This window comes from Psychrobacter nivimaris, from assembly GCF_904846365.1.
In the GTDB taxonomy this organism is placed as follows: domain Bacteria; phylum Pseudomonadota; class Gammaproteobacteria; order Pseudomonadales; family Moraxellaceae; genus Psychrobacter; species Psychrobacter nivimaris_B.
This window is the reverse complement of sequence record NZ_CAJHAL010000048.1, coordinates 1-15,155: the sequence shown is the minus strand read 5'-3', so window position 1 is coordinate 15,155 and position 15,155 is coordinate 1. Positions and strand designations below refer to the sequence as shown.

Below are 15,155 nucleotides of genomic sequence, written 5' to 3'. Positions count from 1 at the left end.
GTCATCGAAGCTTTTCATGCTGCTGGCCATTTGCTCAGCCAGTTTCTTGATGTCAGATTGGTTAGTCATTGCTTATTCTCCTGTTAGTGGATTATAAGCAGTTACACAAAGTTTGGGAAACTCTCTTCCATGCTAAATATTTTGAATCCCCTGCCCCAATTACGTTAAGAACAGTAGGTGCTCGTAATGTTTCAGCAGTATGCCATATCCCAAAATTTGAATTAGCCAGAGTTCTGTTTTTTTATAATGCATATTTAGCAACATCTGCACTTCAAGAACGAGTTTTAAATGCTGATTTTAATATCCGTTTTACTGATAAACGTTATGTCATTGAAGTAGAATCGCACTGTTCACTTACCCAAAAAGATTTTAAAGATGATGTGCTGAGAAGTCATTTAGCTTGGTTACTACTAAATAATGAGATGCGCCAAAGCTATGATAGTATCCACTGGCATTTAATGAAAGAAACCAGACCTAATGGTGACTACAAAAACTGGGTTTTTAACTTTACACCACCACCACTCAAAAACATTAAGATTAAAGCCCGTTTTTATAAGAATCAGAATGGCGTTTATCGAGTTGATGAAATCTTATCTATTGGCAATCTGATCTCTAATATCGGCCTAAATATTGATTTCGTAGGAGAGCATTTTGTAGATAATAGACAGTCTATCAATCCATTGGCTAACGAAGTAAGAATTAAACCTCAAAATAAAAACAACTCTCATATTATTGATGATACCAGTGAGGCTGACATTGATAAATCCAAGCAAACCTTAGATACACCGCAGGTCACTTTACAGTTCCAAGACCCTATTAAAACAAGTATCGATTATAAAAAAATTAGGTCAAGCAAAGGTCCCAAACTAGGAGACGAGCCAAATATTGATGGCGAACCTAAGACAGCTATCGTAGCTACTGACGAGGCTACTGTATTTGGCGACGTTTCTAAAGGCGATTTTCAGAATATTCAAGACGCCTCTGATCAAACCGTTAATAACGCGAAGGACTTTGAAGCAATTACCCACCTTCTAGAGAGCTTTAGAGCTAAGTATTCTAACGATGGTTTAGCCTTACAGTATCACGGGCTTCCTAAGGTAAAGCACTGTAGCAGGCACAAAACTAAGGATGGTCGACCACGTATCATGATGGAGGCTAGGTTTCAGTACGCTAGCCAAAGATTTTCTATTTTTGAGGTATATACTGCAGATATTGATAAACGCTTATCGACGCTAATCGTTAAAGTAAATAACTACACCCAACTTGAACATAAAATGTCAGAGTTTATGATGAGTGTAGTCAAAGGATCAATCTCTTGGACAGATGCGGCACCGTTATTAGATGACTACGAAACGCTTAATCATCCTACTGGCTTTTATGAAAAAGAATGCGATGAAAGGATGCTACAAAAATGGTTAAGTGGACTGCAAAAAAAATTGCTCTCATTCTCTTAGAAAAGAGTAACGCCCAAACCTGAATAAGCATTCTACGGTTAGGGTGTTTATCACATATTTCGATATTTTATAAACATTAATTTTACAGGTCTTTTTATGACAACAAGCACTCAACAACGCGCAGAGTTACACCGCCAAATTTGGCAAATTGCAAACGACGTTCGGGGATCAGTCGATGGCTGGGACTTCAAACAGTACGTATTGGGTACTTTGTTCTACCGTTTTATCAGTGAGAACTTTTCCAGTTATATTGAAGCAGGTGATGATAGCGTTAATTATGCCGCGCTTCCTGACAATGTGATTACTGATGACATTAAAGACGATGCGATTAAAACTAAGGGCTATTTTATTTACCCAAGCCAACTGTTTGCCACGATCGCTAAAGGCGCTCACAGAAATGAGAACCTTAATACTGATTTAGCCGCTATATTTAAAGCGATTGAGGGTTCAGCCAATGGTTACCCATCTGAGCCTGATATCAAAGGCTTGTTTGCTGATTTTGATACTACTAGCAACCGACTGGGTAATACGGTTGCGGATAAGAATACACGTTTAGCAGCCGTACTTAAAGGCGTGGCAGGTCTCAAGCTGGAGCAGTTCGCTGATAACCAAATTGATTTGTTTGGTGATGCTTACGAGTATCTCATCTCTAACTATGCAGCCAATGCTGGTAAATCAGGGGGCGAGTTCTTTACCCCACAAAGCGTTTCTAAGCTGATTGCGCAAATTGCCATGCACAAGCAGGAAACGGTTAATAAGATTTATGACCCAGCCGCAGGATCAGGGTCGCTATTACTGCAAGCCAAAAAGCACTTTGATAACCATATCATTGAAGAAGGATTTTTTGGTCAGGAAATCAACCACACTACGTATAACCTTGCGCGTATGAATATGTTTTTGCATAACATCAACTACGACAAGTTCAATATCGTGCTAGGTAATACCCTGTTAAATCCGCATTTTGGTGATGACAAACCCTTTGATGCCATTGTCTCCAACCCACCTTATTCAGTGAAATGGATTGGCAGCGACGACCCTACACTAATCAACGATGAGCGCTTTGCGCCCGCTGGTGTACTTGCGCCCAAATCTAAAGCAGACTTTGCATTTGTGCTTCATGCGTTGAACTACTTATCTAGTAAAGGACGTGCAGCAATCGTCTGCTTCCCTGGTATCTTTTATCGTGGTGGTGCTGAGCAAAAAATCCGTCAATATTTAGTAGATAACAACTATGTAGAATCCGTGTTTTCGCTAGCGCCCAACCTATTCTTTGGTACAACGATTTCGGTCAATATCTTAGTGCTATCCAAGCACAAAACGGATAGTAAGACACAATTTATTGATGCCAGTCAGTTATTTAAGTCAGAGACCAATACCAACGTACTGACCGATGAACATATCGCGCAGCTGATGGCGCTGTTTGATAGCAAATCGGACAGCGATTACTTAGCCGTGAGTGTCGATAATAGCGCGATTGCGACTAATGACTACAATCTATCGGTTAGCGCCTATGTAGAAGCAGAAGACACGCGTGAAGTGATTAATATTACCACCCTCAATGCTGAGCTGAAAACCACCGTTGCTAAGATTAGTCAGCTACGTGCTGATATCGATATCATCGTTGCGGAGATTGAGGCATGAGTAATTTGAGCTATATGAAGAAGCTGTTTGATGGGGTTGAGGTTGAGTGGAAAGTGCTGTGTGAGGTTGCTGACATAGGAACAGGACGTTCAAACCGTCAGGATGAAAACGAAAATGGGAAATACCCTTTTTATGTTCGTTCAAAAAACATCTTAAAGTCAAATGTATTTCAGTTTGATGAGATAGCAATAGTTGTGCCTGGAGAAGGTGCAATTGGTGATATTTTTCATTATATTGAGGGCAAGTATGCACTGCATCAGAGAGCATATAGAATTCATGTAACCCAAGATGAGCTAAATACGAAGTTTTTATACTATCTAATGACTGATAGTTTTAAGAAATATATTCTAGGGAAGAGTGTTGGAGCTACCTCGATATCAATCAGAAAGCCAATGCTCGAAAAATTCCTTATCCCTATCCCACCTCTCAGCGTCCAAGCTGAAATCGTCCGAATTTTAGACGCATTTACAGAGCTTACCGCAGAGCTTACCGCAGAGCTTACCGCAGAGCTTGTAGCACGTCAGCAGCAATATGCCTACTATCGTAAACAATTATTAACGTTTAATGATGGTGAAGTTGAATGGAAAACGTTAAAAGAAGTTGCGCTTGAACTTGGTCGCGGAAAATCAAGACATCGCCCTAGAAATGATCCAAAACTATATGGAGGAGATGTACCACTCATTCAAACAGGGGACGTTAGAAATGCATCTCATGTTATTAATGAGTACACACAAACTTATAGTAAGTTTGGATTGGAACAGAGTAAATTATGGCCTAAGGGAACGCTTTGCATAACCATAGCGGCCAATATCGCAGAAACAACTATACTTGGCTTTGATTCATGTTTCCCAGACAGTATTATAGGTTTTGTTGCAGATCCAGAAAAAACAACTACTAGTTACGTCGAATATCTTTTAACTTCATTTAAATCAGAACTTCAGGCGCAAAGTACTGGTAGTGCTCAGAGTAATATAAATCTTGCAACTTTCGAACGTCTGCCATTTCCTTTCCCACCCCTTGCCGAACAAGAACGCATCGTCACCATCCTAGACAAATTCGACACTTTAACCACCTCACTTACCGAAGGCTTACCGCGTGAGATTGCCTTGCGTCAGCAGCAGTATGAGTATTATCGTGAGCTATTACTGAGCTTTCCTAAGACTGAGGTAGCAGACAATGACTGAACAGACCAAAACGATTGCTGAATCGAATAATTTTATCGTCCTCAATAAATATACCAAGTGCGATCAGCCTGATGGAGGCTATCAAACCGAAGACGATTTAGAGCGTGAATTGCTCAAGGATTTACAAAACCAAGGCTATGAGTTTGTTGCTGGTTTAAACTCACCCGCAACCATGTTGGCTAACGTGCGTGTGCAGCTGCAACTCTTAAATGAGGTGCAGTTCACCGATGACGAGTGGCAGCGTTTTGTGATGGAGTATCTTGATAATCCTAGTGATAACAGCACGGATAAAGCCCGTAAGATCCATGATGATCATATTCATGATTTTACGTTTGACGACGGACGCCTGCAAAATATCGCGCTACTTGATAAGAAAAATATTCCACGCAATAAAGTACAGGTGATCAAACAGTTTGCCCAAACAGGTACGCAGGCGAACCGTTATGATGTCACGGTGTTGGTCAATGGGCTGCCACTGGTGCAAATTGAGCTGAAAAAACGTGGCGTTGCCATTCGTGAAGCCTTTAACCAAGTGCATCGTTATAGCAAAGAGAGCTTTAACTCTGATAACTCCCTATATAAATACATACAGCTATTTGTGATCTCAAACGGTACAGACACACGCTACTTTGCCAATACCACCAAGCGCAACAGAAACAGCTTTGACTTCACCATGAACTGGGCAAGATCAGACAACACCTTAATCAAAGACCTAAAAGATTTTACAGCCACCTTCTTCCAGAAACATACCCTATTAAACGTACTGATGCATTACACCGTCTTTGACGTGAGCGATACCTCATTGGTCATGCGTCCCTATCAGATAGCGGCCACTGAGCGTATTTTGTGGAAGATAAACAGCGCCTACCAAGCCAAAAAGTGGAGCAGCCTTGAGAGTGGCGGCTTTATCTGGCATACCACAGGCTCAGGCAAGACCTTAACCAGCTTTAAAGCCGCACGCTTGGCCACTGAGCTGCCCTTCATTGATAAAGTATTCTTTGTGGTAGACCGTAAGGATCTTGATTACCAAACCATGAAAGAGTATCAACGCTTTTCCCCTGATAGCGTCAACGGCTCAGACAGTACCGCAGGTCTAAAAGGTAACCTTGAGAAAGACGATAATAAAATCGTCGTCACCACCATTCAAAAGCTCAATAACTTAATCAAAGGTGAAGGCGACTTAGCTATCTACGGTAAGCAGGTGGTGTTTATTTTTGATGAGGCACACCGTAGCCAGTTCGGTGAAGCGCAAAAAAACCTAAAGAAGAAGTTTAAAAAGTTCTATCAGTTTGGCTTTACGGGTACGCCAATCTTTCCAGAAAACGCTTTAGGGGCCGAGACTACCGCTGGAGTGTTTGGTCATGAGCTGCATTCCTACGTCATCACTGATGCCATTCGTGATGAAAAGGTATTGAAGTTTAAAGTCGATTACAACGACGTACGCCCACAGTTTAGCGGCATTGAAAGCGAGCAAGATGAAACGAAGCTTACCGCAGCCGAGAACAAACAGCTGCTACTGCATCCTGATCGTATCAATGAGATATCGCAGTACGTGTTAAAGAACTTTAGACAGAAAACCCATCGTCTAAAGTCTGGTGGTAAAGGCTTTAACGCTATGTTTGCTGTCAGTAGTGTAGACGCTGCTAAAGCCTATTATGAAACCTTGAATAAGTTGCAAAAGGATAGCGACAAGCCGTTAAAAATCGCCACTATCTTCTCTTTTGCCGCCAATGAAGAGCAAGATGCATTGGGGGACATTCCTGATGAAGGCTTTGAACCCACTGCCATGAACAGCAGTGCCAAAGAGTTTTTAAGCAGTGCTATTGGCGACTATAACGCGATGTTTAAAACAAATTATGGTGTAGACAGCAAATCCTTTCAAAATTACTACCGCGACCTTGCAGGGCGCGTCATTAGTCAAGAAGTGGACTTACTGGTTGTTGTTGGTATGTTCTTGACGGGTTTTGATGCCCCTACCTTGAACACCTTATTCGTGGATAAGAACCTGCGCTATCATGGCTTAATGCAAGCGTTCTCACGTACCAACCGTATCTACGATGCCACCAAGACGTTTGGCAATATTGTGACCTTTCGAGACTTAGAAAAAGCGACCATTGACGCCATCACCTTGTTTGGTGATAGAAACACTAAAAACGTGGTGCTAGAGAAGAGCTATAAAGAATATTTAGAAGGTTTTACCGATATCGCCACAGGCAAAGCACGACGTGGTTATTTGGAGGTGGTCAAAGAGCTACAACAGCGCTTCCCTAACCCTGATGAGATTGTCAAAGAGTCTGATAAGAAAGACTTCGCTAAGTTATTTGGTGAGTATTTACGCGTTGAGAACATTCTACAAAACTATGATGAGTTTGCAAGCCTAAAAGCCCTGCAAGACTTAGATGTGAGTGACGCTGAGGCAGTTGAGACGTTTAAGGATGAGCATTACCTAAACGATGATGAGATAGCCGCTATGCAAGCCATTACAGTGCCTGCTGAACGTACCGTTCAAGATTATCGCTCAACCTATAACGATATACGCGATTGGCTACGTCGTGAAAAAGCGGGTGACCAGCAAGATGAGTCTTCGATTGATTGGGATGAGGTAGTCTTTGAAATAGACTTGCTCAAATCACAGGAGATCAATCTAGATTATATCCTTGAGCTAATTTTTGAGCATAATAAAAATACCAAAGATAAGTCTGCCTTGGTGGAAGAAGTACGACGTTTGATTCGCGCAAGTCTTGGCAACCGAGCTAAAGAGAGCCTAGTGGTTGATTTCATCAATCAAACCAACTTAGATAACATTCCTGACAAATCCAGTATCATTGATGCATTCTTTAGCTATGCTCAGATAGAGCAGCAACGTGAAGTCAAAGATATGATTGCTGATGAGAATCTGAATGAAGATGCCGCTAAGCGGTATATTACCGCTTCTCTAAAGCGTGAATACGCTAGTGAGAACGGTACAGAGCTGAATGCTATCTTACCTAAGTTGAGCCCACTCAACCCCCAATATTTAACTAAGAAGCAAAGTGTTTTGCAGAAAATTGTAGCCTTTGTTGAGAAGTTTAAAGGGGTCGGTGGGAAGGTATGATTAAGGTACTTGCATAAACTTAGTAAACTTATATTACGATGTTTAATTTACCAAGCTTAGGTATATAGTTTCTTCAAAATAGCTCACTGTGCATGATAAGTCTGTATAAGATGTTATTTTCAAGATAAATATAAGTTTGATAGATATAAATTAGTGTAAGTTTTCATTGAAATTGAGATGATATTTTCATTAAAAAATTAGTATTTATATAGTCTTACTTTTAATATTGGAACGCTATAAATACTAACAACTATTTATATTGGAAGCTTATATGTCAAAAGAAAGAGACGACTTCTCTCAATCTGTAAAAACAAAGCTAAAAGATAGAGTATCAGGTAGATGTTCTAACCTAGACTGTAGAATAGTTACTCAGGGACCTGCAGGTAAAGACAAAGTAAATAATATTGGAGTAGCTGCACATATTCAGGCTGCTGCGAAAAATGGACCTCGCTATAACGTTAATATGAGTAAAGAAGAAAGAAGGTCTCTACATAATGGTATTTGGTTATGTAGTAACTGCTCGAATAAAATTGATAGAGATATTGATACATATTCAGTAGAAATTCTACATGACTGGAAAAGAAAAGCTGAAGAAAAAGCCTTACATGAATTTGGAAAAAGTTTACCAAGTAGTTACGATGTAATTGATGCTTCAATAGGAGTGTCTAGAAATTTTCTAAACAAGTCTATAAATAAAGCGAATGGACAAATTTTCGAACATCTTGATTCGAGAACAAACGCCATAATTGAACATATTACACAATATTTACCAAATAACAAAAACCTCATTACATCTCCTCAAAAAAAACCAGTTAATGAAAAAATATTGGTTATAGATAAAAGTAGAGAATATATACATGAAAAACCGTATTCAAAAGTACAGACTGAATATTTTGTGCAATTTTCTGACAGCTTTAAGAGATGCTGGAATGAAGAAATGGCCATTAAACCAAGTCGTGATTATACGCTTGTAGAACTATTTGCAGGCGCTGGCGGTTTAGCACTTGGTCTGGAACAAGCAGGCTTTAAACCAATTTTGCTAAATGAAACAGATAAATATGCTTATCATACCCTTCGCACTAATCGTTCAGATTGGAATGTAATCGAAGATGATATTAAAAATGTAGATTTTACCCATTTAAAGGCCAAAGTCGATTTATTGACTGGCGAATTACGTATACCGCCGTTTTCCCTTTCTTGCAATCTCTCGAAATTTGAGATCCTTCAAGGAACTACTCTTTTTGAGATGAAAAGAGCCATTAAAGAAATTCAGCCTAAAGTATTTTTAGCAGAAAGCCCTATTGGCTTAACAAAAATCGATAGTGGTAAGGTGCTAAACACTATTAACAAAATGTTAGAAAATCTTGGCTACACAATTATCGAAAGCGAAACTTACGAAGCCCTATTTTACAAAGTTCCTCAAAAGCGTAAACGGTTTATAACCATAGCAGTTCGATCCGATCTGTACGATAAACTCACCTTTAAAAAACCACCATATTATTATCGAGAGTTAACCGTAAAGGATGCTCTCAAAGCTGGTGAGCTTTACGATAGTGACGTTCCAGAATCATCGGGGCAAAAATATTCGAGACGAAAAGCAGAAATAATGTCATTTGTTCCAGAAGGAGGGCATTGGCGAGACCTACCTATCGATCTGCAAGAAGAGTACATGGAAAGAAGCTTTTATCTAACAGGTAGTAAGACAGGAATAGCAAGAAGACTATCTTGGGATGAACCAAGCTTAAACCTGACTTGCAGCCCTACCCATAGAATGCTAGAACGTTGCCACCCAAGTGAAGACAGACCATTAACGACCCGTGAATATGCTAGAATCCAAACGTTCCCTGACGATTGGATTTTCAAAGGTCCTGATAGGCAAGTTTATAAGCAGATTAGTAACGCATTTCCGATAAACTTAGCATTAGCAATAGGAAAATCAATCGTGAGAATGTTAAATAATGAGTAAAGAAACTATATTGGATTATTACCTATAATGTTTGTAGGACTTATAAAATAGGGTATACCCTAGGGGAAACATCAAAGAAGTTTCAAAAAACCAATTAATAGACCACTTAAAACAGACTATGAAAGGCTCGCCTATGTTGATCAAAACATATTTGAAACAGACGACTAAACAGCTATATACCTAATCCTAGGTATAATCTAATCAATCCCCAAAAATATATAATTTCACGAAATCTAGTTTGAATCTCAGACTAAATCTTGTATTCCAATATCCAACGCATCGCATATCTCATACGCTTTCTTCAGAGTAATATTCTTCTCACCACGTTCGATATTTCCCATATAGCTACGATCAATACCTGCCATCTCCGCCAATCTTTCTTGGGATATTCCTTTGCTTTTTCGCATCTCACGGACACGCTTTCCAAAAGCAATCATACGCTCATCTGTTGTCATCTCATTAACCACTGCTAAAGATAGCAATACTCACAGTGGTAAGCTACAATATCCACGGGATATAGTCGGTATTGAGAGGTGGGCGTGAAAACTAAACTAGAGTATCAGCTAGATATAACAGAAACTAATAAGCTGATCTGTGAGAGGTACTGGTTAAGAGAAGGCGATAAACGAAGTGGTTTTATATATACCTGTAAAGAGATAGGTCAAGAGTTTGATGTTAAGCATCAGGATATACCTAGTATCGTTAAAATAAATGCTCATCTTATCGTACTGGACTGTCAATGCATAGACTGTGGTAAAACTAAGATTTGCTATACTCGTTCACAGCTAACTCGATTGGATACTATTAGATGGCGGTGTGATGATTGCAGGGAGGCGCTTGAAAAAAGAATGGATCAAGAGTATTTAGAGTATCGTATTGAACAAGACCGCTTAGCAGAAGAAAAGAGACAGGCCGCTCTAGAATATATTAATCAATGCAGAAACATTCAATTAAGCAGCATTCCTTCAATTAATGAGCTTAGCGATGTGGATAAGCTTCTACTCGCAGCGACTGTAGAGAGTATAGGAGCAGATCATTTAAGGAATACAGTCTCTCTACGTGACAATTTGTCATTACCTTTATCACCGTTCTCTAAATTAGATGAAGAGATATTACACCATCTCTTTAACCGAAATCTGCTCATACTAGCTCCTGAAAATAGCTACGAATACGTAACCATCAACGAAGAAAAAGAACTAGAGATAGATTTCTATCAAGCGATTTTTGAATTTGCTTATAGTATTGAGAATCTTACTAAAATCTTGATAAACGCTAAATCTAGAAAAAATACCAGTGCTCTAGTAGCGGATAGTCAATTTAAGAGCTGGTGTGAAAAGGTACAGCTAGAAGAGTGTTTAAGCTACCTAATCACTAGGTCAAGACTGAACGATCTAGCACCGCCTATTGGCGACAAGCTAATTAGCATTCTCAGAGCATGTTTAGCTGAATGTTCTGTATCTGTTATGCACTATATAATTTATAAAGCAGTTGAAAGTGCTGCTGCATACGTGCAAAAACCAAATATTACTAGAAAGCATGCATCAAACTCTATCTCAGGTAATATCGAACGGGTTTTCGGTAAGATATCTAGCGGTACTTGGCACACTAGCAAGTCTTATCGCGATGCTAGCCACCCTCAATCTACAATGGCCAAAATATTTTTTGATTATGTATTTGGAGTAGATGATGGTGGTTTTCACCATACTCTTGATGAGCTGTTTAATCCTTACAAACCGCAGCAGGCTATTGGACAAGCGGGTTATGCCACCCTAGGAAGCACGCAAAGTACTTGCTACTCAATTACAATCAATGATTTGAAATAGTGTAAAACCAAAAAACCAAATCTAGTACAAGTTCCTCATACTAAAGCCAAATACTAAGTGTATTTGGCTTTTTTAATAATAATTAGAAAGTGATGCGACAATAGCTGTCGTATATTATTTAGTTATTCATTCAAACTGATGTATTAACCTCTTAACAGTACAATAATACTGATATGATTATGGATACTAATAGCGAGAAAAACCCTACTAAAAGTAACTGATATCTGAATACATAGCTACGTCTCCGTTATTAACAGACATATATTTTTATAAAAATAGCAATCATATATGTCAAAACTAATTACTTAAAATAAGGATATAAAATGCACTATAGTTGGGATGTGGATAGAGCAGAAAGTCATATAGATAAACTGTGTGACTCAGTAAAAGATGTTGAAATAGTGCCTTATACTCGTGATATGAGTTTGGGTAATATACCGGTTAACAAAGCCTATGAAATGGATGCCGCTCATATCTACGTTGATATTCTAAATCTTGAAGACTTACTAATTAAAGATGGTAATGAGAATGAGACTTCGCACAAAAGAGCTATTAGATTCTTTGATTCACATTTTAGAACAATCAGATACATCTTGGATGAATCTGATTCTCTATTTGTAGACTTCCACAATCAGCGCCTACATGCCGTCGTCACAAAGCCTTATGATAGTGAGAAAAAGCGCTTAGATAGAGCCGTTGCCCTTAGTGATTTAATTATTGATGCTGTCGCTCAGCAGCAAAAAGATAGTAACGATAATTACATCGAAGCAGCAACGATCAGAGTGGGTATCGACTCTGGTATCGCTTTAGCTGTCAATAATGGCCGAGCCAAAAATAAAGAGCCTTTGTTTTTAGGAAACCCTGCCAATCATGCTGCAAAACATGCTGCAGGTGACAAAGAAGGGATTTACCTCACTGCCAATGCAAGGGATGTTCTTGAACTGTCCAAGGTAGATGCTGACAAGACCAAGACATCAGCGTTAACTTCTGATGAGATCAAACTATCAGTTGGGCGCACAACGCTACCGAATGGTTTGTCACTTGAGAGTGTTAATGAGAACGCGCCTAAGCCTAAACTATTAAAGGATTTTCAGTTCTCACGAGCGACATCACCTTTACAAGACTTTGACTTTACCAAGCATTACTATAAGACTGCTAAAAGACAAGAGCTAGTTTCTTTGTATGCAGATATTGATGGATTTACAAACTACGTAAACGTCAATATGGATTCAGAGCAAGGTAAAAAGAACATTGTCCGCTGTTTGCACGTAATCAGATCAGAGATGGATGATTGCATAAATACTGATTTTAAAGGTAAGCGGGTTCGTTTTATTGGCGACTGTATGCATGCCATTATCTGCGAAGGTAGTAATAAATATACAGATAGACTAAAAACAGTAGAAGTTAGTACTGAGGCATCAGGCGGTATTAGAAGCAGCTTTAACCTATCACTAGAAAAGCTTAATGATAGATTTGGTATTCAAACCGACGATTTGGGTTTAGCGATTGGTTATGAGCTTGGTGATGTGTCTAATCTTAGAGTTGGTCAAGAGGGCGTAGATAATAGTACGCGTTTTTCATTAGGGATATCTACGATAGCCTCCGAAAAAGAACAAATGCAGTGCAAACACGAAACAGAGACGCGCATTGGTGAAACGGCATTTGGAGTCTTAGAAGGCTCTAAATATGAAGATTTATTTTCTGATAGATCAGCTACAGACATAACCTTTGAGCGTATTGAAGAAGTTGATAATGAAGCGATAGAAGAAGATATCGCTAAAAATGAAGGTTCAATGTACGACGATATCTCTTCTTCTGCACCGACTCCATCGGATGAAGAGTTAATACCATCACGACCTGCGTTTAAGCCTCATGCCCAGCTTAAATGATCTTGAGCAGTACCTCAATGCTGCTGGTATAGCCTTTAAAAAAGACAGTGCATCCAATGTATGTTTTGCATTGAATGTAACGATGACTAGCGGTAAAAGAAAGGCTTTTGAGCTAACAGCCACTCAATCTGATTCTGGATTGTTGATCAAAGAGAGCGGCGGTTGTTTGCCAAATTTCTGTCCTAACAGGCATATAAACTTCGGTGGTTATTTTTGTTTAGGTTTAGAAGTGGATAGCTTAGAAATACTTAATTGGATTGATTGCGTTAAAAAGTATTTGAGAGCTCAAGAGTATGTTAATAAGCATAGAAAATGGCCAAAAAGCATTAATGAATGGAGTCATGGGGAAGCGGCGAAATATCAGGAGCTTGTAGAAGAAGGCTTACTTAAGTTGCATGCCAATAACTTAAGTATTGATTTCAAAGAAATTAAACTTATTGAAGTTAGTACTTCTAAATCCTATCCATGCCAATCACATTATCGTTTATATTATGGGTCAAAGCTTATAGCTACAGGTATTGAGGATAAGATACTCAATAAGAGGGCTTCTTGTATTTGTGTGAAAGACGGTAGCGGAAAGCGTAGACATAAAACGATAGGTAATTGTGAGTATCAATGCGCTAATATTTTGTATCAAATACCCTTTAATGAAAAAAGAAGAGTATTAGAAGAGAGAAAATTTTGGAAAGCTTGTGAATCCGTAGATTGTTGTTTGACAATGAATGAATGTGGAATTAAATAATATAACTATTTGGAGAACAATTATGTCTTTAATATCAAGATTCGAAGAAAACCCATCAGCTGTAATTAATGAGCTGTTAGGTCAAAAGTTAGTTGGCGGTAATCGTGAAATCGCTGAAGAAATTGCCAGTAATGGGAATGTTGTAGGTTTCAGTTCCGGTGAGGCCATTATTACTCAAGGTGATTATGATCAAGATATTTATTTCATACTAGCAGGTGAAGTAAGTATGATGATCAATGGTGCTAAGCTACCCTATTCTCGTGGACCCGGTAATAACATTGGTGAAATGTCAGCAATAAATCCATCAAAACCAAGATCTGCAACTTTAATTGCCTCTGGTGAGGTTATTACTGTTAAAGTTAATGCTAGTTTTTTTAATGAGTTAATGGAAAAATATCCTGATGTTTATAAAATCATTTCGATTGACCTAGCTAACAGGCTGGAACAAAGGAACATATTGATAGAAGAAAGTAATAAGATTCCTAAGTTATTTATTATAAGCACTGTTGAAGCGTTGGATGTAGCCAGAGACATAAAGGTAGAGTTAGATCACGATGATATAGCTGTTGATATTTGGTGTGACCAAGATGTATTTGAAGGAGGATCTTACACATTAGAGTCCTTGGAAAAGGCTGTTAAAACTTCTGATTTTGGATTAGCTATTATGAGTAGCGACGATACGGTTACGTCAAGAGAGGAAGAGTCTAGAATCCCAAGAGATAATGTAATATTTGAGCTAGGTTTGTTCATGGGTCATTTAGGTAGACAGCGTACTTTAATGGCTTTACCTAGAAATAATAAACCTAATTTGGCAAGTGATTTAAAAGGAATAACACCTTTAGAATACAAGGTTAGCAACGGTAAAATCGATACGGGCGTCCTAGTAACTAAGCTAAGAAAGCTTATTGCTAAACATGGAATCAGGTAGTTTGTGATAGTTTCCTTAATACAGACTGAGAAAGTTGTTTTAGTAAAATCCAGTATGATACTTTGTTACTCGTAAAAGCACTAAGCTATTGTATTATCACCTTTCAGTATGATACTTTATTATTTTTAGTGTTAATTGACGAGTAGTAAAATCAATACTTTACAATACTACCAGTATGATACTTTATTACTTGCTGACATCTGAAAAGACAAATATTTACCCCTGCTATTGTAAACTCAGTAGCAGGGGTTTTTTATAATTTTAAAACGATCTACTAGCAGTTTAGAAAAAAGTAGTAATAATTGTCTGAGAGTTTCCCAAACTTTGTGTAACTGCTTATAATCCACTAACAGGAGAATAAGCAATGACTAACCAATCTGACATCAAGAAACTGGCTGAGCAAATGGCCAGCAGCATGAAAAGCTTCGATGACA

At 38.6% G+C, this 15,155-nt stretch carries 10 protein-coding genes and 2 pseudogenes; 10 read left to right on the top strand and 2 right to left on the bottom strand.

All coding sequences use genetic code 11. From position 1 onward, the window contains the following. A pseudogene (locus JMX63_RS14760) lies at window positions 1-69 on the bottom strand (transposase); the annotation flags it as partial. Here JMX63_RS14760 and JMX63_RS13645 point away from each other — a divergent pair. The 5 genes from JMX63_RS13645 (at window position 69) to dcm (ending at window position 9,339) form a co-directional block, all read left to right on the top strand. Next, window positions 69-1,454 (top strand): Tn7-like element transposition protein TnsE, encoded by a 1,386-nt coding sequence (locus JMX63_RS13645; protein ID WP_201572983.1) that lies wholly within the window; start codon window positions 69-71, stop codon window positions 1,452-1,454. The pseudogene JMX63_RS14760 and the gene JMX63_RS13645 sit on opposite strands and share 1 nt — an antisense overlap. Window positions 1,455-1,550: 96 nt before the next feature. Next, window positions 1,551-3,095, top strand: coding sequence for a type I restriction-modification system subunit M (locus JMX63_RS13640; protein ID WP_201572981.1), 1,545 nt, complete (start codon window positions 1,551-1,553; stop codon window positions 3,093-3,095). Further along, window positions 3,092-4,279, top strand: a complete 1,188-nt coding sequence (locus JMX63_RS13635; protein ID WP_201572979.1) for a restriction endonuclease subunit S — start codon at window positions 3,092-3,094, stop codon at window positions 4,277-4,279. The genes JMX63_RS13640 and JMX63_RS13635 overlap by 4 nt, the downstream gene beginning before the upstream one ends. Next, the gene (locus tag JMX63_RS13630; RefSeq protein WP_201572977.1) at window positions 4,272-7,373 is read left to right on the top strand and encodes an HsdR family type I site-specific deoxyribonuclease; all 3,102 of its coding nucleotides are present in this window, start codon (window positions 4,272-4,274) and stop codon (window positions 7,371-7,373) included. Before JMX63_RS13635 ends, JMX63_RS13630 begins: the two co-directional genes overlap by 8 nt. Before the next feature lie 271 nt (window positions 7,374-7,644). After that, window positions 7,645-9,339: a DNA (cytosine-5-)-methyltransferase gene (gene dcm, locus JMX63_RS14520; protein ID WP_227673344.1), complete on the top strand. Its 1,695-nt coding sequence runs from the start codon at window positions 7,645-7,647 to the stop codon at window positions 9,337-9,339. A gap of 245 nt (window positions 9,340-9,584) precedes the next feature. Here dcm and JMX63_RS13620 read toward each other — a convergent pair whose 3' ends face one another. Then, a complete protein-coding gene (locus JMX63_RS13620; RefSeq protein WP_201572975.1) occupies window positions 9,585-9,794 on the bottom strand; it encodes a helix-turn-helix domain-containing protein in 210 nt (69 codons plus the stop codon). Between the two features lie 84 nt (window positions 9,795-9,878). On the opposite strand from JMX63_RS13620, the gene JMX63_RS13615 reads away from it, so the two are divergent. The 5 genes and pseudogenes from JMX63_RS13615 to JMX63_RS14755 form a co-directional block, all read left to right on the top strand. After that, complete coding sequence (locus tag JMX63_RS13615) at window positions 9,879-11,162, top strand: hypothetical protein (RefSeq protein WP_201572973.1); 1,284 nt, start codon at window positions 9,879-9,881, stop codon at window positions 11,160-11,162. Between the two features lie 323 nt (window positions 11,163-11,485). Then, entirely contained in the window at window positions 11,486-13,051 is a 1,566-nt protein-coding gene (locus JMX63_RS13610; protein ID WP_201572971.1) for a transcriptional regulator, read from the top strand. Beyond that, on the top strand, window positions 13,035-13,793 hold the full coding sequence (locus tag JMX63_RS13605) for an E2 domain-containing protein (RefSeq protein ID WP_201572969.1): 759 nt from the start codon (window positions 13,035-13,037) through the stop codon (window positions 13,791-13,793). The genes JMX63_RS13610 and JMX63_RS13605 overlap by 17 nt, the downstream gene beginning before the upstream one ends. Beyond that, the gene (locus JMX63_RS13600) at window positions 13,780-14,721 is read left to right on the top strand and encodes a TIR domain-containing protein (RefSeq protein ID WP_227673343.1); all 942 of its coding nucleotides are present in this window, start codon (window positions 13,780-13,782) and stop codon (window positions 14,719-14,721) included. The genes JMX63_RS13605 and JMX63_RS13600 overlap by 14 nt, the downstream gene beginning before the upstream one ends. Window positions 14,722-15,085: 364 nt before the next feature. Beyond that, window positions 15,086-15,155 (top strand): annotated as a pseudogene (locus JMX63_RS14755) (transposase); the annotation flags it as partial.